Below are 23,200 nucleotides of genomic sequence, written 5' to 3' on the forward strand. Positions count from 1 at the left end.
GCTACTTTCATAAAAGACACAACACGCAATCTTTTTATCTGCAAAAATAAAAAGATAACGTTTCTTATTTGCTCCCAACAAAGGAGGATTTATCTTTTGCATGACTTTTATAAAGAGGACGTCTGATAGTTTTAAGAATTGTTCCATAAGGGACAAGCATCAAAAAACTCATAATAACTTTTATAGAAAAATCACCAAAAGCAAGCGAGAGCCAAACTGGAATCTCAAGCCCGAAGAAAAACACACTTCCAAAGAGCGAACTATTCGCATAACCTGTCATCTGATCGATAAAAGTAAAAAGGTCACAAAAAGCAAGAGAAAAGAATAAAATTGTATCCAGAGCTGAACCAACCAATGCTGCTGCTAAAGGTGCTTTCCACCATGCTTTACGCCGCAAAGGAGTAAAAACAACAATATCGAGAAGTTGTCCAAATAAGAATGCTAAGCTAGAAGCAATTGCAAGCCGCGGTGTTGCCAAAATCCAAGAAACAAAAACACCAGAACAAAAACCAGCATAAACCACACGCCGCGCTGCTGCTGGACCATAAAAACGATTGGTTAAATCATTGATCAAAAAAGCAATCGGATAAGTAAAAGCACCGTAGGTCAATAATTCATTCAAATCAAACCAATAGACAGGATACTGAACCAAAATATTAGAAGCAGCTACCGTAAAGCACATGGCAAAAATAGAGAAAGCAATAAAGTTTCTCTCTTGCTTTGGAAATAAAAGACTGGGCGCTGAAGACATTTTTTTAACCTGGGATATGGAACCAATAAAATACAGCGATCAAATAAGTAAAAATCCAAAAAAACAACGCACCCTCAGCATAAGGAAGTGTTGATCTCACTCTGTCGATAAACAAAGAGAATTAGGCAGTTTGCTCAGCTGCATATTCAGCTTTTTTCTTAACAATTTGGCGTTTTAACAAACGCGCACGTTGCGACAATTCCTTATCATCGGCTTTGATCAAAAAGCTATCAAGGCCACCGCGATGCTCAACAGAACGCAAAGCACTTGCCGAAACGCGCAAGCGATAACTTTGCTGTAACACTTCAGAAATCAGCGTCACATTACAAAGATTTGGTAAAAAACGACGACGGGTTTTATTGTTCGCATGGCTCACATTATTACCATAAAGAACAGTTTTCCCTGTCAATTCGCAAGCACGAGACATAAACTTCACCCTTAAACTCTAAGAAACTCTTAAATCTCAATAGCCGAAAAACAGAATAAACGCAAAAAGCGCATAACACTCCCTTAAACAGCATTATTGAGAAGTTGTGTTTTAATAGGGTTTCGATAACAAAAGGTCAAGTCTTTTATAAAGCCTTTTGCATCTCCTATTTGCTAATTTTGCATAATTTCCCATGAAAGATATAGAAAATATTTTTTTTAACGCGCAACCGTGCTAAAAGAATATGAGTATTCTAAAAGGAAGCGTTAATCATGAGCAAAACCGTCCCCTCCATGACAGAGCTTCAACAAAAACACATCCGTTTATCTTCACTTTTGTTTGGTATTTTATGTACGTGTTTTTTTCTTCTCTTTAGTGCACTGGGTGTATGGCAAATACAACGCTTAAACTGGAAAACCAATCTTATTACCAGTGTTCATCAGCGTGTTCATTTGCCTCCCATAAAAGCACCACCGCAAAATCAATGGAAGCACGTTACTTTTGAGAAAGATGAATACCGTCCGGTCATCATTACAGGAAAATTTTTGACAGATAAAAATATTTTTGTCACTGCTGTCGCTCAAGATACCACGGGCTATTGGGTTTTAACCCCTCTACAAACAGCCGACAACACACTGACCTTTGTAAATCGTGGTTTTATCCCCATGGATGCACGCCACGACTTTCAAAATGCAGAGCAATCACACACAGATGCCTCTCCTCAACAATATTCTGCGAAAAACACCGAACAAACCACGGTTATAGGTTTGTTACGCATGAGCGAAAAAAATGGATTCTTTCCACGCAAAAATAATCCGGATACCAATTTGTGGTATACACGCGATCTTCCTGCTATGGCACAAAGACTTGGTTTATCCAGCGTTGCCCCTTATTTTATTGACGCCGGAAAAAAAACAGCTCCGCAAAAAAACTTACCCATTGCTGGCTTAACTATTGTACACTTTCGAAATAATCACCTTGTCTATGCCCTTACGTGGTTTACCTTAGCTGCTGGTGTTCTAGGGGGCTCTCTTTTCCTGCTACGACAAAAAAGTTAAAAAGGATACAAAACAAAATCCCCACCTCATGAAACATATGTAGTTAAATGACTTTTCGATACATACACATCTTTTTCTAAAAGCAACACCCTACCATTGATTTTCGAGTGAGTGCTTTTATAGGAAGCAAATAAACAGGTTGATAAGCACTCCTGATATTCAGTCTTCAAAAAAGCATACGTTTCATACCAGAGCATATCTTCACTCTATTTGTTGAGAATTTCACACACCCCTGTGCTTTTTTTCTCAAAAAAAGCGCGTGGTAGAAATTATTGTCAACGCATTAATTTATTTTTAAAGATAAATCATCGTTTTCAACTTCTATCATAACCCTGAATATTGTAAGATTTTCTCCTCTCAAATCCTCTCATATTGAGTCAAGGTAAATCACTTGCTTACACATCACAAGCAAAGCTAGCATCAAATAAAAAAACGTTTGAGATAAGGAGTAAAATGTCTCCTCTGAACAGCCTGAATCCCGCCTTAATTCAAGAACTATCGCAATATTGGGAGCTGAAAAATAGAATATAGAATGATGACACCAGCTTGCACACATCATAAGCGTAAAGATGGTAGCACCCGATAGCTTCACGGTTATACCATTCACGGGCTTTTCGTGAAATGAACTTGAAAACATTGAGAAATATTTCTTTAAAAAAAAGCCCGTGAATTTTAAACAGACAAATGCCCCTCTTACAGGTGCTTTTTTTTAATATACTCAAAATGAAGAAAAAATACCCAACTAAAAACTCTCCCCCTCCTCTCACAAAGTAGCCTCTTAAATGCTCTCACAAAAAATTGAGAAAGCAAATTTTAAAAAGACTTACGTGAATAATACCGCGCAATCGAATTAATATTGCCACGGTAAATGCCAAGATCATTAAGCTCATCTGTTGAAAGATGGCTCAACGCACTAACTGTCCGCCGGTAACGGCGCCAATTACTGTAAGAACGTAGAATACTCATAATTATTACTCAACCTTTAATACAATTTCCCCTAAGAGATAAGGTAAAGCAAATTACAAAAAAGAGTCGTGCTATAACCTCATAACAGATATGCACTTAACACATAAGAAACTTCTCTCATTCAAAAGAAGCAAAATCGCAAACATTAATGGCGAAAATGCCGCACACCTGTAAAAACCATGGCTAAACCATGTGCATCAGCTGCTGCAATGACTTCTTCATCACGCATTGAACCACCCGGTTGAATCACTGCTGTTGCACCAGCTTCAACAGCTACCAAGAGACCATCTGCAAAAGGAAAAAATGCATCTGATGCAACCACAGACCCTTTTGCCGGAGATTCTGTTAAGCCTGCTCTTTGAGCGCTTTCTTCAGCTTTACGCGCAGCAATTTTCGCAGAATCAACACGGCTCATTTGGCCAGCACCAATCCCAACAGTTGCGCTATTTTTTGCATAAACAATAGCATTTGACTTCACGTGCTTCACCACCCGAAAAGCAAATTGAAGATCACGCATTTCCTCTGGAGTTGGTGCTCGCTCTGTCACCACTTGCAGTTTGAGATCATCAACCACCATATTATCACGCGACTGCACTAACATACCACCAGAAAGCGTTTTAGCAATGAAACCTTCGCAACGTGGATCAGGCACACCCCCTGTTACCAACAAACGGAGATTTTTCTTCCTAGCAATAATTTCACGTGCCGCCATTGTTGCATCAGGAGCAATAATCACTTCCGTGAAAATTTTGACAATCTCTTCTGCACATTCTTCATCAAGGGTTTGATTTAACGCAACAATTCCACCAAAAGCCGAAAAACTATCACACAGAAGAGCTTTCAAATAAGCCTCTTTCAAACTTTGCCCTTCTGCAACACCACAAGGATTTGCATGTTTAATAAGAGCAACAGCAGCAGTTTTTTGAGGATCAAATTCTGCGACAAGTTCAAATGCCGCATCCGTATCATTCATATTGTTATAAGAGAGTTCTTTGCCTTGCAAAAGTTTGGCTGTTGCAACGCCAAAACGTTTTTCTCTATTACGATAAAATGCTGCTCGTTGATGCGGATTTTCCCCATAACGCATAACGCTTTTAAGATGACCCGAAAAACTTTGCCACGATGGCACTTCAACCTTTAACTCCTGTGCAAACCACGCCGCTATCGCTGCGTCATAAGCAGCTGTATGTGCATAAGCGCGCATTGCTAATTGACGTCGCATAAACAAACTTAAACAGCCATCATGCTTCTTTAATTCCGCAAGAACCAAATCATAATCACGCACTGCTGTAACAACACCCGTATAAGCATGATTTTTTGCCGCAGCGCGAATCATTGCCGGTCCACCAATATCAACATTTTCCAGTATTGTTTGTCCATCGGCTCCAGATTGAGAAATCTCTTCAAAAGGATAAAGATTAACCACCAGAAGATCGATTCCATGGATAGCATGCTTTTCCATAGCAGCAGCATGACTAGGATCTTGTCTTACACCTAAGAGAGCTCCATGAATTAAAGGATGGAGTGTTTTAACACGCCCATCCATTATTTCCGGAAATCCAGTCACTTCAGCAACATCTTTGACAGCTAAGCCACCATCCATTAAGGTTTTCGCTGTTCCTCCTGTTGAAATCAATTCAACGCCATAAGCATGAAGTGCTTGTGCAAATGGAACCAAACCCGTTTTGTCCGATACGGAAAGAAGAGCACGACGAACCCGATGAAAATCAGGTATGGGAAAATTTTTTGCAACAATACCCATAAGAGGAATCCTAAAAATAAAAACGGTGATCATTCGAGAAAAACGCGCTTAAGTCATATAGCACATGCCTTTATCAAAATACACTAAAAGAAAAGAATATCTTTTTTAACGCACAAAGAATGACTTTATTTTTATTCGTGTAAAGAATCGCATCATTGTTTTCATTAACGACATGTAAAACGCCAACGAACTTTTTCTTGGAATGCAGGACGAAAATACAAAACGATCTGTTGTGTGCGCTGTGGACCTATAAGTTCAGCAAAATCAATTGAATCTTCAAGAAAAATATCAGCGTCAGGTGATATAAAATACCACTCCTGTCCGCTTTTAGCAGCTAAACATACGCCATTGCCATCATAGTTGACTTCAATGTGCGGATGAAGATGAAACCGAACAGCAACATTATTCTGCTCATTTTGATCTAGCTGATGTCTTTTTGAAAGCCCCTTTGGTGGTGTAAAAAAGCGATCAAAACCCTCTATCATTGTCCCATCTGTTGCTAAAATAAGACCACGCTCATGAATAAAATTAAAAGATTGCACATAGCCATCATGGCTTGCAATAAAACCAGTTTTCTCTGAATCCTCTAGACGGCGTACTTTAACATTCGTTGGTCCGTTAAGCAAAAGTGAAGTGCCCCGTTTCCTTTTTTTATGAAAAACGCCCACCGAACAATCATTAAGTGTTGCCGTCGAATGTGCTGCGGTAACACGTCCTAAATGTCGATATTCCTCACGCCCATAAGGATTAACACCCGTATTAATAATAAAGCGGCTTCCTCGTGAAGACATTTCAAAAGATAAACAGCCAGACCCAGCATGTTGCGCAACAGAGCGTGGTGGAAATTTTCCTGTATCGGCAAGCACTGTCGTTTGATTGGCTTGTAAACGCTGAAACCCCGAATAACGTGCATAACTAAAAGGATGCCCAGCTGTTTCATCAAGCGCTAAAACTGTCGATAACCGTTCAGAAACCAGTGGTCCAACCCCATTAAAATGCGCCAATGTTTGGTCTTCATGGATAAAAAACCGTAATGCTGGTAACATACGCTCAACAGAATCAATGAGAAGTTGCGGTGCTTTTTCATGACTATGCATAAAAAGATGACGTAAAGACAATAAATCCGATAACAAGTCGAGTAAGAGAGCAGGACTACGTGATATATGACCACCATCAATCAAGATCTGACACGAAAGTTCTTCTATAAGAAAGGTCTGCACCTTCTTTTTCATTCGCGCAGAAACAGGCAAAGCAAGAGATGCAAATGTTAAAGCAACAGCGGCTTGTAAACGTTGTTCATTGTTTTCCATACTACAAATCGTTATGCGCAAATAACGAAATTGAAAACCAAGTGCACGCAAAAAGCGTTTTTCAAACCGCTCACTTGCCCCTTGCAACAACATTTTCGAATGACAAATCCACGAAATTAAACGCCGTGCCACAACTGGAGCACTCCAAGCAAGCCCTTTGACTTTTTTGCCACCATGGTCAAGCCAATCTTCTAAGAGAGAACGCGCATGTGCTACAGCTAAATCACTCTCCGCTGCCGCCATATGCCTCAACCAATGAAAATCATGAAGAGCTTCCTCCCATTCCGGTGTTGGTGGTACCAACGAAAAAGGTGAATCCGCACCAGCGTGAACAACATGACCAGCAAAAGCAAAACGACCGTGATAAAACTCGTGTGCCAGCGTTGGATTCGCTAAATGCAAATCAATGGGATGCGCTAAAATTTTTTGGGGAAGAAACCCCGAAAACCGCCAACGAAACAGGGGACCAACCGATAAACGCCGTACAAATTGGTGTATCATATACACAAAGTCTGACGACTTTGCCTGAGGACCTTTTAACGCAATCGCCACAATCTCATCTCCGTACATACCGAATCGTGGACAATCTCAGCCATTTTAGTAAATGAACCGTTAATTAAGCTACTTTTCGTAAGCGCGCTGCAAAAAAACCATCCATACCTAAAAACATGTTTTTCTCAACGTTAGAATTTTCATAACAAAAATCTGCAGGCGTTGTTCGTAAAGTCCCCTGAAGTGAGAGCAAATGAGCCAGTGGGCCCATTTCTTTCCTATCAATAGGCTCTAAAACAACATCATCCCGTTCTGATAAAATTTTTTCAATGAGATCTTCACCTTCTTCTCTTGCTAGGGAACAATTGGAAAAAACAATAAGCCCTCCCTTTTTTACCAAAGTAATTGCCGCTACAAGAAAATCATATTGCAATGCCGCCAATTTGGCGATACTATTCATTGATTTTGTCCATAAAATATCTGGATGACGACGTATTGTTCCAGTAGAAGAACAAGGAGCATCAAGAAGAACAGCATCAAAAAGCTGTTCGGGTTGAAAATTTCTTACATCTCCCTGCCGAATATCAACTGAAAAATGAAGCCGCTCCATATTTGCCTTTAAACGCGCTACCCGATTAGCAGAGAGTTCAATTGCTGTCACTTCAGCCTCTTGCAAAGCCAGTTGTGCTGTTTTTCCCCCAGGGCTTGCACAAAGATCAGCAACCTTTTTACCCCGTATATTTCCAAGTAAACAAGCAGGCAACGCCGCAGCAAAATCCTGAACCCACCAAGCCCCTTCGCTATAACCTGGTAAATCAGTAACAGAACAATCCAACTTGCTTAACCGAATGGAATCATTAGGCAAAATAACACCCCCAAGCCGTTTAGCCCACCCAACACTATCGGATTTTACTGTCAAATCGAGAGGAGGCTCAACACTTTGAATGTCCACAATTTGATCAGCTTTTTCTTTTCCGTAAGTTGAAACCAAAAGCTGTCCAAACCATACCGGTACTCCTTCAATGGTGGGGACTTGTTGACGTAAAAAGTCTGCCTCACGTGCAACATTTCGTAAAAGAGCATTCACCACCCCTGAAAAACAATGCATTCGGGGATCAAGTTTAGCCACACGCACGGCTAAATCAAGCGCAGCATGATCAGGAACATCAAGGTAAAGAATTTGTGCTACACTGATATGCAAAAGATGCTGAAGTGAAAGTGCCTGAGAGGGCAAAGATCGCTTTAAAAAGCGTGATAAAGCAGCTGTAATCTGCCCCCGATGACGCAATGCTGCTACCAAAATGGCTCGGCATAATAAGCGATCTCGATGTGAAAGTCCTAAATATTGTGGATGTCCATGTTCATTATCCGTTAAACCAGAAAGAGACGCATGCTTATCAAGCACAGCTCCTAGAAGACGAACACACAACTGCCGAACAGCCAATCCGGGAACATTTTTTTCGGACACACGCCCGGCTTTCCTGTGGTTCAAAACAACACCTTTATGCTTTTGCTCTCTTAAGAGCTGTATGATCACGATCTCTTTTTATCTTCATAACGAAGCCAAGAAGGGCGTTTTGTAACGCGCTGAATAGCATTTTTTTCCAGACTCTCTGAAACATCAGCTGGAGCACTCTGACAAAAATCTCCATAATCCAAGCCTCTGCTTTTTTCATACAGACCGCCCTCTTCATTCCATCCCATAGTTTTAACCATGTTTCCCTTCATCTCTTCTGCTTGCCGATAAAGAGCGGCAATGCGATTTGCTGTCGCCGGATGGGTAGAAAAAAGGCTATCGGCTCCTTCTCTGCTTAAGGGATTGATAATAAACATATGTGCTGTTGCTGGATTATGCTCTGCCTTTTCATTGTATACCCCATGTCCACCATCGGCAATTTTACGCAATGCCGAAGCCAACCATAATGGATTACCACATATTTCCGCTCCCCGACGATCAGCAGCATATTCACGCGTGCGACTAATAGCCATTTGCACTAGCATTGCTGCAAAAGGTGCCACAAGCAGAGCAATCACACCGCCAAGCCCTCCACCATGAGAATGTTCTGAAGAATCACGCTGCCCCCCCATAAAAAAAGCGAAATTCCCAAGCATAGAAATTGCTCCCGCAATTGTTGCAGTCAACGTCATTGTTAAGGTATCACGATGTTCAATATGTGCTAGCTCATGTGCCATAACGCCGGCAATTTCCTCTGTACTCAATTTCTCCAACAATCCGGTACTTGCAGCAACAGCCGCATTTTGAGGATTGCGCCCCGTAGCAAAAGCATTTGGCTGTGCGCTCTCGATAACATAAACTTTTGGTTGAGGAAGAGAAGCTTTTTTAGCTAAATCGCTTACGATTTTATAATAAATCGGTGATGAATGCTGGTCAACTTCACGCGCACTATACATGCGTAAAACAATTTTATCCGAATTCCAATAAGAAAAAAAATTTAAACCGCTTGCCATCAAAAATGCAATGATCATACCCCCGCCCCCTCCAACAAGATAACCACCTCCCATAAAAAGAGCGGTCATAAAAGCCAAAAGCATGGCCGTACGCATTATGTTCATTACTCAAAAAACTCCATGATAAAATACAATTTATATTATATGATGGGGTTTTCTTTCTGCTTCTTCAATAGAATAAGGATAAAATGACGAAAAAAGACCAACAAACGAGCAAATCAAAAGCAACAGTTAATAAACAGCAATTCCTCTGCGCCGCAGCACAACGTGCCTTAAACGAAGCTGAAGAAAGACGTAAAAGTGAAACTCACGAAGAAAAGCTTGTAGAAAATGGTGGACGCGGCGGCAAAGACCCTTCACGCTATGGAGACTGGGAAATTAAAGGCCGCGCTATTGATTTTTAAAAAAATCAAACACCCTTCAAAGAAGTTCCGTTTTTGAGAAACAAAAACGGATAACAATCACTCTTCTTTATAAAAGCTTTTAAAGGCACAATTGATTATATTTTACAATCATCACGCTTCTTCTGCTCCTGCAGCAGTAGCTTCTTCAGCAGCTTGCTTTGCAGCAGCTATACGTTCTTGTGCTTTTTTGCCAGGCTCACCTTTGCGCGGATTATTGCGCGTTGGACGCTTTTTCAAGCCAGCTGCATCTAAAAACCGTAAAACGCGATCTGTTGGCTGTGCGCCTTGTTCAAGCCAATATTGGATACGTTCTTCATCAAGTTTTACACGCGGCCCATCTTTAGGCAACATCGGGTCCCATGCACCAACACGTTCAAGAAAGCGCCCATCACGCGGACTACGAACATCCGCAACAACAATATGATAGTAAGGACGTTTTTTTGAACCTCCACGGGACAAACGAATTTTTAATGCCATATTTTATCTCCTATTGTCAGTTCTGGCTTTCGTTTAAATTGATTTACTTTTTTGTCCTTCAGCAATAATTTCATGCTGACGCACAACCTCTTTAATGACAAACTTCAAAAATCTTTCAGCAAAATCGGGATCGAAATGGCTCTCTTTCGCCAATTTTCGCAACCGCGCGACTTGGCTCTGCTCACGCAGAGGATCAACTGTAGGCAAATCATAACGAACTTTTAAGTGCCCAACGGCTTTTGTACAACGAAACCGCTCTGCCAAAATATGAATCAACGCTGCATCAAGATTATCAATGGATGCTCGCAAATGCGCTAATTCATCCAATATTTTTTCCTGCATTATCTTTCCTTCCCTCTTTGCATCTTATTTTTTCTTGGGATGCTGAGGAAAATTTCCCCTATCTGCACTGCCACTGGAAAGACCAGGAAATGTAAGTCCACGCCCTGGAAGACCAGGTAAGACCTTGCCTCCATTACCACTTTCAATTTGTTTTTGAAGTGCTGAAAATTGCTTTGAATCAAAACCCGATAAATCAGGGAGTGCTCCAGAATCCCCGCCAACAGCTCCCATACCACCAAGTCCCATTTTAGAACCAAGTGCTCCGAACATTTTCCCCATCAAACCACTCTTGCCTTTACCTCCTATGGCTTTGACCATATCAGCCATTTGGCGATGCATTTTCAAAAGCCTATTAATATCAGCAGCACTTGTGCCAGATCCTTTAGCAATCCGTTGCTTACGGCTATGTTTTAAAACTTCAGGATGAGCGCGCTCTAAAGGTGTCATAGACGAAATAATAGCCAATTGACGATTAAACAAACGGTCATCAAGTCCCGCAGCAGCAATTTGATCTTTTACCTTCCCTAAACCCGGCAACATTCCCATAATACCGCCCATTCCGCCCAGTTTTTTCATTTTCTGCAATTGTTCTGCAAGGTCATTGAGATCAAATTTTCCAGCCTGCATTTTTTTTGCAAAAGCAGCGGCTTTTTCATGATCCATTGTCTCAGCAGCTTTTTCAACCAAAGAAACAATATCGCCCATTCCAAGAATACGATCGGCAATACGACGAGGATGAAACTCCTCCAAAGCCTCTATTTTTTCACCGATTCCAATTGCTTTAATAGGTTTTCCCGTAACAGCACGCATTGAAAGAGCAGCACCCCCGCGGCCATCACTATCCATACGTGTTAAAATAATACCTGTGATTCCCACACGCTCATCAAAAGAACGGGCAAGATGAACAGCGTCTTGTCCCGTAAGACTATCAGCAACCAACATAATTTCATGAGGAAGGGAACAAGCTTTAATTTCAGCCAATTCAAGCATTAAAGCTTCATCAATATGGTTACGTCCCGCTGTATCAAGAATCAGCACATCATAACCACCCAATTTTGCTGCCTGTACAGCACGTGACGCAATATCAACGGGAGACTGCCCCGCAATAATAGGTAAACTTGCAAGTTCTGCCTGTTCTCCTAGTTGGCGCAGTTGTTCTTGCGCCGCAGGACGGCGTGTATCCAATGACGCCATGAGAACTTTTTTATTATTTTTGTCAGTTAACCGCTTTGCAAGTTTTGCTGTCGTTGTTGTTTTTCCGGAGCCTTGCAAACCAATCATCATGATAACAACAGGTGCTGGTGCATTTAAATCACTTAGAACGCCTTCATTTCCAAGGACATTAACCAATTCGTCATGAACAATTTTAACAACCATTTGGCCAGGTTTAATTGATTTAACAATTTCGGCTCCAACAGCTTTTTCACGAACCCTATCGGTAAAAGAACGTGCAACATCAAGTGCAACATCGGCTTCTAACAAAGCACGACGAATTCCGCGCAAGGCTTCTGTTACATCCTGATCTGACAAAGCTCCACGCCCTGTCAAATGAGACAGTATGGAACCAAGCCGCTCTTGTAAGGATTCAAACATTCTCTACCTCATTGCTGCATAACAAACAAACCAAAATGACATCCGAGAACGCACCGCGCCGTCGGATGTTGACCTCTGAGATCTCTTTATACCCTTCAACTGGGGTCTCAGTCGGTTGCTCCAAATTAATTTGGTCACTGAAAACTTATTCTTTCAAACAATAAAACCCTACCTTTGTCAAGATTTATCATATAATAGCTTCACTTTTAAAGTTATTTTACTAAAGAAAGAGAAGGTTACACTTCAAAATTACCAAACCTCAACACGCACAAAACAACCTGTTTTTTGTTCTATACTCCACAATTCACCGCTTGAGATATCGAACCAAACCCCGTGTAATGTCAAAACACCCTGATCTTTGCGCGTCTTTATCCACGGAAATGTCTCTAAATTTTTTAACGAATGATGAATAGAAAGCTGCTCTAATGCGATCTGCTGTTCTGGCATAGCGAGTAATTTATTCCTTACAACCGTTTGTGCAGCTGGTGCCAAAAGATCAATCCATTGACCAATAAAATCTTTTGATGATAAAGACTTATACGTCTCTTTAAGAGCAGTACTCACCCCTCCACAATGAGCATGACCAAAAACAACAATATGTTTAACTTCAAGCAATTGTACAGCATATTCAAGAGCTGCAGATGTTGCATGATATTGGTTATCAGGAGAAAAAGGCGGAACCAAATTTGCCACATTGCGCAGTGTAAAGATTTCACCAGGTTTGGCATCAAAAATCGTTTCTGGTACCGCCCGCGAATCACAACATGCAATAACCAAAACTTCAGGTTTCTGCCCTTCAAGCGCCAATTGTTGATAATGTGTCCTTTTATATGAAAAGTGATTTTTTATAAAGGACCGGTAACCGCTTAAAAGTCTTTCTGGCAAACGCGTCATTCTTTACTTACTTTCATTGTGTCTCTTTTGAAAAACAAACTCTTAACATACAAAAATATTAAAAATATCCTTTCATCTATGCACAATGACTCCTTTAAGATAACAGATTATTACTATACAATAGAACAAACAAGTTTACCCTTTCTCAGAAGAAATAACTATTCTCTTTGGGCAGAAGATGTTACAGTGGAAAAAATGATATAATGGTCTTCTTCCACGAAGAAAAGACTCTAAAAAGCAAAAAGGGAAGGTTATTGTGTTACAACAAAAAGCAGCAGAAACAAAAAACAATCAAGATAAAATAGAACAAATCCTTTTTGCTCATACCGATAAAGAAGATATTGCCTGTTACGTAAACGATGAACTCAAAAAAGCTACAACCACTGCCATTAAAGCTTTTAATCTCCATCAGGCAGGAAAAACAATCATTTGCTTTGAACAAAATTTAACGCGTAACAATAAGCCTATAACTATTATTACGCTCGTAAATGATAACAAGCCCTTCTTGCTCGATTCTATTTTAAATGTCTTCAATCAGAACAAAAACCATATTTATTTGATTGCACATCCTGTTCTTGATTGTGTCTCCGGACAACGCATCAGCCTCATGCAAATTCACATCGAGTCCTTAAATGAACAACAAATACAAAAACTCAAAGGGGAGCTCACTCTCGTCCTTGAACAGGTCAATACAGCTGTACAAGACTGGAAATCTATGCTTGAAGAAATTAAAAAGCATATCCGCGCCTATCAAACAAGCCTCCCACAACACTACAAACAAGAAGGTGAAAAAGCCATTGAATTTCTTAACTGGCTAATGGACAATAATTTCATCTTCCTTGGCATGCGCACTTATCATTTCATCAAAAGTCAAGAACCTACAAAAGCCTTTATAGCAAGTGATATTGAACTTGGTATTCTCACAGATGCCTCAATCCGCATTATCGGTGATTCCCGTGTAGAAGAACCTTCCCAAGAAATCTTATCCTTTATGGAAAGTGATAATTTGCTTATTGTCACAAAAGCAAACAGTCGTTCAAAAATTCATCGTCCTGTTTGGCTCGATTATATTGGACTTAAAATCTTTGATAAAGAAGACAAGCTGTGTGGAGAATTACGCATTGTAGGATTGTTTACCTCCTCCGCTTATACGCGTTCTATTTTGCAAATTCCTTTCTTAAAAGAAAAAGCCAAAACCATCATTCAACGCCTTGGATATAACCGCGCAGACTATTCTGGAAAAGCACTCATTAGTGTTTTGGAAACCTATCCAAGAGATGAAATGTTTCGTTCCGACGTTGAAACATTGACAGAAAATGCCAAACTTATTCTGCAATTAGATGAACGCCCTCGTTTGCGAGTCCTTGCACATACTGATTCTTTCGGACGCTTTGTTTCTATACTTGTCTATGTACCCCGTGATCAATACAGCAGCAACATTCGCGAAAAAATTGGCGAATATTTTGTTGAAATCTACAAAGGCGATTTCTTTGAATCCTATCCGTTATTTTTAGAAAGCACACTCATCCGCGTTCATTATATCATCCATTGCAAAGGAAGCGAAAGCGCCCCTGTCATTGAGCGCATGACACTTGAAAAAAACGTTCGTTCCATAGCACAAAGTTGGGAAGACAGTGTTCAAACCATAGCTCAAACCCGCAAAGCGACAGACCAACAAATGCGTTTGGCGAGCCAATTTCCCAACAGCTACCGTGATTTATTTTCAACGGAAGATGCCATTGAAGACGCAGGACATATTTTAAGCCTTGATGATAAAAAGCCTCTTTTTGTTACTTTTTATCATACACACAAAAAAGAAAAACGAAATATTTCTCTCCGGCTTTTTCACCGCCACGAAGCTCTTGCCCTTTCTAAACGTGTACCACTTCTTGAAAATATGGGGTTTCGGGTCATTGCTGAACAAACGCTTGAATTACCAGATGGCAACGGACACTCTGTGTATCTTCATGATATGCAACTGGAAAGCGCTTTCCAACTCTGTATCGATTTTGATAAAAACAGTCAAAAGCATGCTGAAACATTCGAAGCCATTTGGTCTCAAAATGCGGATAATGATGCCTTTAACGCTTTAACTCAGACAGCAGAGCTTGATTGGCGTGAAATTTTTATTTTGCGCCATTATGGACGTTATCTCCAACAAGCTGGAATTCCTTATTCACAAGACCGCGTTGCCCAAACTTTAAACGCTTACCCTGATATTACACAAGATCTTTATGCTTTGTTTCATTTGAAATTTCATCAAAGCCATACAGAAAAAGAACGGGAAAAAAACCAGCAAGTTATTCAACAACGCATCGAAGAAAAATTACAGAACGTCTCAGGGTTAGATGATGATCTCATTTTACGCCGTTATCGTAATCTTATTGAAGCAAGTTTACGAACCAATGCCTTTACTCCCCTAGCAAATAGCACCGCACGGCGTATTTTAGCAACCAAGTTAAACCCGCGCCAAATTGAAGGCTTGCCTGAACCACGTCCCTATCGGGAAATTTTTGTTTATGGGCCAGAAGTTGAAGGGGTTCATTTGCGCTTTGGTCCTATTGCCCGCGGCGGAATCCGTTGGTCTGATCGTGCACTCGATTATCGCACTGAAGTTTTGAGCTTAGTTAAAGCCCAACAGGTTAAAAATGCTGTCATCGTTCCCGTTGGTGCAAAAGGGGGATTTTATCCTCATCGCCTTCCCCAAACAAATGATCGTGCTGTCATAATAGAAGCTGCACGACAAGCTTATATTGACTTTATCACAGCGTTGCTTTCCATCACCGACAATCTGGTTAACGGCGAAATAAATACTCCTCACAATATTATTTGTCATGATGGTCATGACCCCTATTTTGTTGTTGCTGCCGACAAAGGCACAGCAACATTTTCTGACACAGCCAATACACTCAGCCAAGCAAATCACTTCTGGCTTGATGATGCTTTTGCCTCTGGAGGTTCAGCAGGCTATGACCACAAAGCCATTGGAATTACCGCAAAAGGTGCGTGGGAAGCCGTTAAAAGACATTTTCGAGAATCCTTTAATCACGATATTCAAACAACCCCCTTCACCTGTATTGGTGTTGGTGATATGTCTGGTGATGTTTTTGGCAATGGAATGCTTCTTTCCAAACAAACAAAACTTATTGCTGCCTTTGATCACCGCGATATCTTTATCGACCCAAATCCAAACATAGCTGAAAGCTATGCAGAACGTATGCGTCTCTTTCAACTTCCTCGTTCAAGTTGGCAGGACTACGATCAAACAAAATTATCAAAGGGTGGTGGTATTTTCTCACGCACAATGAAGACCATTACCCTCTCACCCGAAGCAGCACAAGCTATTGGTTTTGAAAAACAAACAGGAACTCCCTTTGAAATTATCTCTGCACTTCTCAAAGCACCTGTTGATCTTTTATGGTTTGGTGGTATTGGCACTTATATCCGTGCAACAACAGAAACGGATGCGCAAGTAGGGGATCGCGCAAATGATGCAATACGCATTACGGGTGATCAAGTTCGTGCAAAAGTTATTGGTGAAGGAGCCAATCTTGGTGTTACCCAACGTGGGCGAATTGAATATGTCTCAAATGGTGGACGCTGCAATACCGATGCCATTGATAACTCCGCAGGTGTTAATTGTTCAGATGTTGAGGTCAATATCAAAATTGTTCTAGCATCAGCACTTCGAGCAAAAACGCTTACGCGCGAAGCCCGTAATGAACTCTTGAAAGAAATGACTCCACAAGTTGAACAATTAGTTCTACGCAACAATTATCTACAACCCCTTGCTCTTTCTTTGGCTGAAAACCAAAGCATTGCGGATTTGCCTTATCAAATACGCTTTATGCATGATTTAGAACAGAAAAAAATTCTCGATCGGAGAGTGGAAATTCTCCCTGATGAACAAACTTTGCGGCAAAGAACAACACAAGGCCAAGGACTTCTCCGTCCAGAACTCGCCGTTCTTTTTGCATATGCTAAATTAACTCTCAAAGAAGAAATCGTCCATAGTCCCATTGTCGATGAACGTTATTTTGATGCAATCTTGTTACATTATTTCCCAACGCAAATTCAGACAAACTTTGAGAAAGAAATCATTCATCATCAGTTACGTCGTAATATTATTGCAACCCTCATTGCCAATGATATTGTGAATCGCGGTGGACCTACTTTTGTTAGTCGCCTCCAAGATGCAACAGAACAAAAGATTGAAAATATTATTCGCGTTTTCATCGCACTGTGCGATGGTTTTGAAATACCCCAATTGTCTGATCAAATTGATAAGCTGGATAATAAAATACCAGGTCTTGTCCAAAACAAATTTTATGCAGCCATTACGTCAATGCTCTTTGAAACAACAAATTGGGGATTACACAATATGGATCTCTCGATTCCCTTAGAAGAGCTTGTGAAAACAATGAAGCAAGCCCGTACGGTTATTGAAAAACTGCTGTCATATTCCACTGATAAGGATATTAATCAGAAAATTAAAGAAAAAACGACATATTATAGAGAAGAAGGAGCGCCTGAAGCTTTAGCAAAACAATTGGCTCTCCTGGAAGCTGCTCCCATAATTTGTGACATTTCTTTGATTGCAAAACAAAGCAACAGCGACCTTATTAAAACCGCAGAAATTTATTTCTCACTTGCTCAAATCATCCGGATAAACCGCATTAATGAAGCAAGTCAAACAATTCCTGTCCTTGATTATTATGATAGTATGGCCTTAAGCCAAGCTAAAGAAAATATTGCTGAAAGCTTACGAAAAATTGTTATGAAAATCCTGAAAGATTACGGAACAAAAGAAGATCCGTTCGCAACTTGGAGCCAAACAAAAGAAGAACAAATTCATAATGTAACAAATCGCATTGGTGCACTCATTGAAAGTGATCTTAACATTTCTCGCTTTACCTTTGCAGCAGGAATGATTGCACAACTTTAAAATACACCTCAGACTGAAAAGAGAGCAAGACAGTCAAGTTTTAAAAACCCTCATTTTTCCACTCAGGGATAATCACCAAGGGGAGAATGAGGTTTGCCATCTGCACTGTTAGGCATAGCATAGCACTTAAAAGACTCTATCTTAGCAGGTAGATTGATGGCATAATTTTAAAACTCAGCTTGCAAACTTAAAGCGGTGGAAAGCGGCCAAGTTTTAAAAACCCTAATTTTGCCCATCCATGATTAATGACCAAAGAGAGAACGGGGTTACCATCTGCACTTTTAGGCATCACACCTAAAACAAAAAACAAAGCCTGCAGATTGTTAGCTTGCTCGGGAAACAAGCGTTGCATGGTCGTAAGAAGCTCCATATGCCGAACAAAGACAAGCTCAAAATTTGCTGTCAAATATCCTTCATTATCGAAAGAAAAAGGTCCACTAACACGCAATACACCCCCTGTATGAAAAATCAATTCACCGTGCTCTAAAAGTCCATTTTTCCCATATAAACGCTTTTTCCAACTGTCTTTTCCATTTTCAAACAGATGATCTACATCATTGAAAATCCATTTCAAATCGCCATCAATTTTTGGAAAATCAATAAAATAAGGTGCAAAAAACAGAGAAGAGTCAAAATCATCGAAAGTAAGATGCCCCGATAAATGATTTTTTTCATGTTTAAGATCAAGACGCAAAAATTCTGCTGTTATTTTTTGCAGCACATTTTTTTGATCTAACGGAGGAAAAATCACATCCTGAGCATCTTTCAAAGATGCTTGTTCTCCAGCCTCCTCCTGCATTGCCCTTTTGTTTTTCGTTTGTGGTTCTAATTTTCCTTGAAATTTTTGTTCTTCAAGAGGTGAATTTATAGTAGAAATTTCAAGTCCTTCAACCATAAGTTTAAATGTCTTACCCGCTTTCCAATAAGGTTCCGTTTCAATCACCAGATTGCGCCACTGTGATGCGATAAGCGCTTTCCCGGCCAAAACAATTGATGTAGGGGAATGAACATTAAACTCTACAAAACGAGGGGCATAAATTGATGCACCAACCGTTAAACGCTCCGTTGATAAGGAAATCCCATGCAAAGGCCAAGCAAACTGAAATTGATCACAAACAACACCAATACGTAAGGGATAACCATTCTTGTGGAAATGCTCGCACACAAGCGTCATATCATGAGCGGACGCCCTAGCGAATAGATTGGAAATATGATCCTCTATTTTACGTGAAAAAAAAACCAGAGTGAGGTATAAATAAGTATCAGAACAAGACAAAAGAGCCCGCCAAGCAAAGTGCTCAAAGAAAGGCTTTTTCGCAATGATGTCAAGTAAGAGAGCATAGACAAAATGAAAGCTTTCCTTATCTCAAATGAACAAATTTCTTAATTCTCACGCATGTAGAACAGGTGCACAAAAGATTTTTTGCAATGCATTTTCAAACCATTGACTTAAAGCCTGATCATAGATCAAACGACCTTTCAAATGTGCAGAAGCAGGCTGAGCACCTTTTTCGGTCAATTTATGTGCCGAACGAACCACTAAACGCCGCATCATAGCACGCGTGAATTCGGCATGAAATTGCAAACCCCATGCATTTTTTCCATAACGGAACGCTTGTGTAGGATATGTATGTCCTGTTGCTAAAAGCAACGCCTCCTTAGGTAAATCATAAATCCCTTCATCATGAAAATGATAAACCATTTCTGGCCAATCCATCAATGCCTTTCCTTGTGAGGTGGCTTCTAGTGGATACCAACCAACTTCGACAATTCCATCACTTCTTGTACCAACACGCCCTCCTAGATTTCGTGCTAACATTTGTGCGCCAAGGCAAATACCCAAAAAAGGTTTATTTTCCTTCAATGATAGGGAAATCCAATCAATTTCCTCACCAATATAGGCTTCGTTGTCATTCACACTCATCGGGCCCCCTAAAATAACAACACCAGCATAGTGTTCTAATGTATCAGGAAGTTTTTGTCCCAAAAGAGGGCGGTAAATATCAAGCACAAAACCACTTTGTTGCAAGAATTTTCCCAAACGACCAGTATATGTAGAGTGACGATGCATAACCACTACAATTCTTGGTTTACACTTTCCTTGCTTTTTATCAAGACACCTTTGATGTAAAAACATTTTTTAACCAATCACTTCTGCAATCAAATAAAATTCCATTTTTCAAATACAAGAAAATAATTTTAGCAAATAATATTCACTACGACTTTCTTCATTTAAAAGAAACGAAATTTCTTTCTCGACAAAAATGCACCTTATTCTTCTGTTTTAATCCCTGGATCATCAACATTTAAGTGAACTTTATTGAATATCTTGATATCCTGATCTTCTGTATCTTGTTTTTTTACTTGTGGATGATGCAAAAGAGTATCCTCTACAGGAGGTAATTCTTCAAGTATCTTAACTTCAACATCAGCACTTTTTTCCACAATATCTTCTTCATCTTGTTTTTTGGACACAATATCGGTAGCCTCCAATGTAAGAGGAGGAAGGTAGGGTGGCGCTTTCCACTCAAAACAGCCCAAACGACCACTTATTGGAGAAACCACTGACCAAGAAGGGAAGACAACCCCATCACACATCCACACCGGATCACGTTCAGCACGAAGTGCCAAAGAAAGCAATTGACGCACTGCTCCCTGATTATTTTCTTGTGCCTCTTCAATGTCTGCCAACAATAAATAAACACTTTCCCGTGGGTGATATTGAAGTGCTTTTTCTGCCTGTTCCTTTGCCAATACTGTTTCACCAGCATCCAAAGCAGCTTTGGCAATAAGGAAAGCCGCTTCAAATGTATCTTTATTATAAGAAGCAAGTGTTTTAGCCCTTTTCAATCGCCCAACAGCTCCTTTCTCTCTTTCAAGATAAAGCGCTGCTAAATCAGGATGTGGTTCCTTTTTCCAAGCTGTAATAATCATTTTATCAGCTTTGCGCATTTCATTGAGTTTATAAAGAATATCAGCAGCGATAACTATGATTGGAACAAAATCAGGTACCAATTTATGTGCTTTCAAAATGGCTGCACGCGCTGCTACAGGGTGTGTTTCAAACAAATGAAGCGCCTGCCCACTGAACAGCAAAGCCTGTATATGTTGACGCTCCGCAGTTGAACGAGTTGAGCGCGGTAAAGCTTTTTGCGCGCGTTCAAAAACAGCCAGTGCTTTATCCCACCGACCCTCAACACTCAATCGATCAAGCACAGCTTGATGCGCCCACAAAAGTGCTGGTGATAAAGCCAATGCTTCTTCTGCATATTGTTGCGCTGCTTCATAAGCTTTGCTCTTGAGAGCTTCACGAAACAATCCATAAAGCCCCGCCAATTTTGTTGACGTCTCTTTTCTCATCTCCTCATAAAGACTGATGGCAGAAGCAGAATTATTTTGCAAAGATAAGGTTTGAGCTTGTAAGAGTTTTGCCAATGGTTCCTGTTTGCCTGCAAGATATTTGGCAACACGTGCCTCCATTTGTTGTGCCAAAACACCATCGCCCGCAAAAACAGCAAGAATCCCCTGTGAAAGAGCTTGATAACCACGCTTTTGATGACGTTGATAAAAATAATGAGATAAAGCACTGGGTACTAAAAAAAGGACAGACAAAAACCACCATAAAAGCGCTAAAATTCCAAGAAATAAAATAAGCGCGCACAAAACTGTTAGAAATGAAACAGAAAACCGCAAGTGCAAAAATGTTATGACAAAGACACCGTTATGATTAGCAACCCACCCAAAAGCCAGTCCGATCACACATACAAAAAAACAATAAATAAAAACACGTATCATCTTAAGCCTATTTACCTCTTCGTTGCCTTAAGAGATCCCTGTTGCACAGAAATCAGCAACTGTTGAAGAAGTTGATGAACAGCAATATGTCTTTCAAGTTGATGAACAAAATCCACCGAAATATCTTTTGCATTTTGAGGTAATGTTTGCCATTCACTCAAAGCTTTTTCGTAATCACCAGCTTGAATAGCAACTTCCATTCGTGCTGCAATTGCTCCCAGCGTCATGCCTTTAACATTTCCAACAGGACGTGACACAACTAAGCCTTTTATCCATGCCAAAACCCTTTCAGAAAAACCGGCATCTGAAGCAACTATATTTTGCATACGAACAATTTCATCTGCAACATTAGCAAAATTCGCAGCAAGTTGTGCAGAACTTGGAAAACCTATAGTGGCTCTTTCTTGCAATAAATCAAGTCCATCAAATGAAGGAGATAATTTCTGTACTGTTTTCAATTCATTGCTATAAGATCCCCCACGCTCTACAGCATTTTTTAGAGAACTGATTGCAATAAATAGCGCAGTGTTGTTTTCGTTTTTCTCACTATTTTTAACAGCAAGTTCTTTTTGCAGAGTTTCTAAACGTTGCTTTAAAACAGCAAGAGCATTTGCATTATTCTGTCCAACGGACAAAGCCGTTTTTATATCTTTTGATACTTCAACGAAAGATTGCATAGATTCTTCAAGACTTTTCACTTTTTCTTCTAAAGCAGTTAAAGCTTTTCTGCTTTCTTCTTGCGATATTTCATCAGTTTGAATTGTTTCAACCTGTTGTGATAAAAAAGAAGAAAATTTCGTTTTCAATGTATCAATTTCTTGAAGCACATGCGCCAATTGCTTTATTGTTTCTTCACCTTGACTCTTTGCAATTTCAGCAATTCGCAAAGCTTTTTCTCCTCCAACACGATTTTCCACGAAAGAAGAAGGAAGCACACGCGCCCATTGCAACCCCATGAAAAGACTTAAAGCAATGAGACCACCTAAAATTCCTGAAAGAAACAAATATAGCCAAGTCATAGGGGATATGGATTGAAGCTGCATATTGTTGTTCTGCTTGTCTCTTGCATCCAATTCTACTGAATTTTTTATGTGTTCTGAATCAGGATGCACAGTTTCATGCTCAATCACAGGCTTTTTACGGCGGGTACCAACATAATGTGGTTTAACTTTTGGTTTTGAAGAATCTACCATTTTAGTCACTTTTTGAGCACATTTTCATATAACGATAAAAGAATAAAATAAAAAAAGTTTTAAAAATGAAGTTTTTCTCAAACATCATAGCTTGTTTTATAATCTTTTTACAAAGAATATAACTTTACAGAAATTTTCAACACTACATTTTTATCCGCAACATTTATAAATATATACTTTAACCAACAAATTTTTAGAAAAGTCTTAACATTTTATACTGAAAAATACAGCATCCCTTTTTGGTGAACAGTGCTTTTCATATAGAGAAAGCATTACAACGGATTTTTTATAGAGGTATCAACTCCAAGAGAATTTCTTTGCA

The 23,200-nt window shown here is 40.0% G+C and carries 18 protein-coding genes; 3 read left to right on the forward strand and 15 right to left on the reverse strand.

The genetic code is table 11. From position 1 onward, the window contains the following. Positions 1–64: 64 nt before the first annotated feature. Positions 65–751, reverse strand: coding sequence for a VUT family protein (locus tag J7R10_RS01755; protein ID WP_010705876.1), 687 nt, complete (start codon positions 749–751; stop codon positions 65–67). Positions 752–872: 121 nt separating this feature from the next. Then, on the reverse strand, positions 873–1,178 hold the full coding sequence (rpmB, locus tag J7R10_RS01760; protein ID WP_010705877.1) for a 50S ribosomal protein L28: 306 nt from the start codon (positions 1,176–1,178) through the stop codon (positions 873–875). Positions 1,179–1,450: 272 nt separating this feature from the next. Here rpmB and J7R10_RS01765 point away from each other — a divergent pair, with 272 nt between their 5' ends. Then, positions 1,451–2,236, forward strand: coding sequence for an SURF1 family protein (locus tag J7R10_RS01765; RefSeq protein ID WP_010705878.1), 786 nt, complete (start codon positions 1,451–1,453; stop codon positions 2,234–2,236). 813 nt (positions 2,237–3,049) lie between these two features. On the opposite strand, the gene J7R10_RS01770 is transcribed toward J7R10_RS01765, so the two are convergent. The 5 genes from J7R10_RS01770 to htpX form a co-directional block, all read right to left on the reverse strand. Then, on the reverse strand, positions 3,050–3,202 hold the full coding sequence (locus tag J7R10_RS01770) for a DUF1127 domain-containing protein (RefSeq protein ID WP_010705879.1): 153 nt from the start codon (positions 3,200–3,202) through the stop codon (positions 3,050–3,052). 145 nt (positions 3,203–3,347) lie between these two features. Continuing rightward, on the reverse strand, positions 3,348–4,964 hold the full coding sequence (gene purH / locus J7R10_RS01775) for a bifunctional phosphoribosylaminoimidazolecarboxamide formyltransferase/IMP cyclohydrolase (RefSeq protein ID WP_010705880.1): 1,617 nt from the start codon (positions 4,962–4,964) through the stop codon (positions 3,348–3,350). A 164-nt stretch (positions 4,965–5,128) separates the two neighbouring features. Beyond that, on the reverse strand, positions 5,129–6,844 hold the full coding sequence (locus J7R10_RS01780) for a heparinase II/III family protein (protein ID WP_010705881.1): 1,716 nt from the start codon (positions 6,842–6,844) through the stop codon (positions 5,129–5,131). 46 nt (positions 6,845–6,890) lie between these two features. Continuing rightward, positions 6,891–8,258 carry an RsmB/NOP family class I SAM-dependent RNA methyltransferase gene (locus tag J7R10_RS01785; protein WP_026501437.1) on the reverse strand — a complete coding sequence of 456 codons (1,368 nt, stop codon included), beginning with the start codon at positions 8,256–8,258 and terminating at the stop codon, positions 6,891–6,893. A gap of 41 nt (positions 8,259–8,299) precedes the next feature. After that, the gene (gene htpX / locus J7R10_RS01790) at positions 8,300–9,340 is read right to left on the reverse strand and encodes a zinc metalloprotease HtpX (protein ID WP_010705883.1); all 1,041 of its coding nucleotides are present in this window, start codon (positions 9,338–9,340) and stop codon (positions 8,300–8,302) included. An 83-nt stretch (positions 9,341–9,423) separates the two neighbouring features. On the opposite strand from htpX, the gene J7R10_RS01795 reads away from it, so the two are divergent. After that, positions 9,424–9,639, forward strand: coding sequence for a DUF1674 domain-containing protein (locus J7R10_RS01795; protein WP_010705884.1), 216 nt, complete (start codon positions 9,424–9,426; stop codon positions 9,637–9,639). A gap of 111 nt (positions 9,640–9,750) precedes the next feature. On the opposite strand, the gene rpsP is transcribed toward J7R10_RS01795, so the two are convergent. The 4 genes from rpsP to J7R10_RS01815 all read right to left on the reverse strand — a co-directional run bounded on the left by rpsP (position 9,751) and on the right by J7R10_RS01815 (position 12,945). After that, positions 9,751–10,116, reverse strand: a complete 366-nt coding sequence (gene rpsP, locus J7R10_RS01800; RefSeq protein WP_010705885.1) for a 30S ribosomal protein S16 — start codon at positions 10,114–10,116, stop codon at positions 9,751–9,753. A 33-nt stretch (positions 10,117–10,149) separates the two neighbouring features. Beyond that, the gene (locus tag J7R10_RS01805; protein ID WP_010705886.1) at positions 10,150–10,458 is read right to left on the reverse strand and encodes a chorismate mutase; all 309 of its coding nucleotides are present in this window, start codon (positions 10,456–10,458) and stop codon (positions 10,150–10,152) included. Between the two features lie 24 nt (positions 10,459–10,482). Beyond that, entirely contained in the window at positions 10,483–12,051 is a 1,569-nt protein-coding gene (gene ffh, locus J7R10_RS01810; protein ID WP_010705887.1) for a signal recognition particle protein, read from the reverse strand. A gap of 249 nt (positions 12,052–12,300) precedes the next feature. Continuing rightward, positions 12,301–12,945, reverse strand: a complete 645-nt coding sequence (locus tag J7R10_RS01815) for a carbonic anhydrase (RefSeq protein ID WP_010705888.1) — start codon at positions 12,943–12,945, stop codon at positions 12,301–12,303. A gap of 256 nt (positions 12,946–13,201) precedes the next feature. Between J7R10_RS01815 and J7R10_RS01820 the strand changes: the two genes are divergently transcribed. Beyond that, the gene (locus J7R10_RS01820) at positions 13,202–17,890 is read left to right on the forward strand and encodes an NAD-glutamate dehydrogenase (protein ID WP_010705889.1); all 4,689 of its coding nucleotides are present in this window, start codon (positions 13,202–13,204) and stop codon (positions 17,888–17,890) included. 187 nt (positions 17,891–18,077) lie between these two features. Here the strand turns inward: J7R10_RS01820 and J7R10_RS01825 are convergent, their stop codons facing one another. The 4 genes from J7R10_RS01825 to J7R10_RS01840 form a co-directional block, all read right to left on the reverse strand. Then, positions 18,078–19,064: a DUF2125 domain-containing protein gene (locus J7R10_RS01825; protein WP_244427528.1), complete on the reverse strand. Its 987-nt coding sequence runs from the start codon at positions 19,062–19,064 to the stop codon at positions 18,078–18,080. Between the two features lie 216 nt (positions 19,065–19,280). After that, positions 19,281–20,027, reverse strand: coding sequence for a glutamine amidotransferase (locus J7R10_RS01830; protein ID WP_010705891.1), 747 nt, complete (start codon positions 20,025–20,027; stop codon positions 19,281–19,283). A 134-nt stretch (positions 20,028–20,161) separates the two neighbouring features. After that, a complete protein-coding gene (locus tag J7R10_RS01835) occupies positions 20,162–21,685 on the reverse strand; it encodes a heme biosynthesis protein HemY (protein ID WP_010705892.1) in 1,524 nt (507 codons plus the stop codon). A gap of 11 nt (positions 21,686–21,696) precedes the next feature. Then, entirely contained in the window at positions 21,697–22,878 is a 1,182-nt protein-coding gene (locus J7R10_RS01840) for a membrane protein (RefSeq protein ID WP_010705893.1), read from the reverse strand. Positions 22,879–23,200 lie beyond the last annotated feature (322 nt).

The organism is Bartonella vinsonii subsp. berkhoffii ATCC 51672 (assembly GCF_902825225.1).
Lineage (GTDB): Bacteria > Pseudomonadota > Alphaproteobacteria > Rhizobiales > Rhizobiaceae > Bartonella > Bartonella berkhoffii.